Origin of the sequence: Collinsella sp. TF08-11AT (genome assembly GCF_003437035.1) — a bacterium.
In the GTDB taxonomy this organism is placed as follows: domain Bacteria; phylum Actinomycetota; class Coriobacteriia; order Coriobacteriales; family Coriobacteriaceae; genus Collinsella.
In genome coordinates, this window is the sequence record NZ_QSRL01000032.1 from 1 (window position 1) to 1,062 (window position 1,062).

Below are 1,062 nucleotides of genomic sequence, written 5' to 3' on the forward strand. Positions count from 1 at the left end.
ATGAAGGAGACCGAGAAGATCGAGATCATGCACTTCGACCAGGAGGGCTACCTCGAGGACGGCAGGAACGTCTACGAGGCGGGCAAGAAGATGACCGCGCTGGCCGACCGCGTGCACGAGGAGGGCTACGACGCCGTCTTCCTGATGGGCGTCGGCGGCACCTGGGACGAGTTCATGCAGCTCGAGTACCTCATGAACAAGTTCGGCGACCGCGACCTCGAGGTCTACCTGATCCACGCCGCCGAGTGGAACGTCATGGGCCACAAGCGCATGACCGACAAGTCCGTCGTGCTGACCGCCTCCGAGTCCGGCACCACCCCCGAGGTGCTCGAGGCCATCGGCAAGATGAAGGAGATGGGCGTGCGCGTCTACGCCATGACCAACCCCGAGGGCAAGATCGGCCGGGCCGTGGGCGCCGAGAACTGCGTCATGATGGCCTCCGACCACGGCGCCGGCGGCTGCGAGAAGGGCTACTACCTCGCCGACTGCTTCGGCCTGCGCCTGCTCAACCGCCGCGGCTGCTTCCCCAAGTTCGACCTGTTCATCGAGCAGACGAAGGACGTCTGGAAGGACATGCTCGACATCCGCAAGCGCTTCGAGCCGCGCGCCGAGGAGCTCGCGAAGAAGTACGCGCTGGCCGACTACACCATGTTCATCGGCTCGGGCGCGCTGTGGGGCGAGACCATCCTGTACTCCATGTGCCTGCTCGAGGAGATGCAGTGGAAGCGCATCCGCCACATCACCTCGCACGACTTCTTCCACGGCACGCTCGAGCTGCTCGAGCCCGGCGTCCCGGTGTTCCTGTTCATGGGAGAGGACGAGTGCCGCGCCCTCGACGAGCGCGTCCGCGCCTTCCTCACCAGCGGCGTGACCGGCGACGAGGACTACGTCATCATCGACACCGCCGAGTACGCGATCCCGGGCCTGGACGACGACTTCCGCGTCATCGTGTCCCCCTGGATCCTGTCCGTGCTGACCACCGACCGCCTCTCGCGCAACTACGAGCTGGTCACCAAGCACAACCTCAAGTACCGCCGCTACTACCACCAGTTCGACTACTAA

Annotated in this window: 1 protein-coding gene; it reads left to right on the forward strand. The window is 65.0% G+C overall.

What is annotated here, in order from left to right; translation table 11 throughout:
- Positions 1-1,062 (forward strand): SIS domain-containing protein (locus tag DXC79_RS09945; RefSeq protein ID WP_055252703.1); only part of this gene is annotated, 1,062 nt, incomplete at its 5' end.